1 pseudogene is annotated in these 401 nt (G+C 63.3%); it reads left to right on the top strand.

Annotation, left to right across the window (positions count from 1 at the left end):
* Positions 1 to 372: pseudogene (locus AC1DIH_RS28210) on the top strand (NAD(P)(+) transhydrogenase (Re/Si-specific) subunit alpha); the annotation flags it as partial.
* Positions 373 to 401 lie beyond the last annotated feature (29 nt).

Raw genomic sequence — 401 nt, 5'->3', positions numbered from 1 at the left:
AAGCAGGCCGACATCGTCATCACCACCGCCCTGATTCCCGGCCGCAAGGCACCAGTGCTGCTGAGCGCTGAAACCGTGGCGCAGATGAAACCCGGTTCGGTGGTCATCGACCTGGCTGCCGCACAAGGCGGTAACTGCCCGCTGACCGTGGCCGACCAGGTGGTGGTCGCGCACGGCGTGACCATTGCCGGCCCGACCAACCTGGCCGCGCAGGTCGGCGCAGACGCCTCGGCGCTGTACGCCCGTAACCTGCTGGACTTCCTGAAGCTGGTCTTCAACAAGGAAGGTCAGTTCGAAGTGAACCTAGAAGACGACATCGTCGCCGCGTGCCTGATGTGCCGCGACGGCCAAGTCATCCGCAAAAACGCCTAAGCAGGGATTCAGACGATGGAAGAGCTGCT

Source organism: Pseudomonas sp. 05N36 (assembly GCF_056397385.1).
This window is presented reverse-complemented; position numbering and strand designations above follow the sequence as displayed.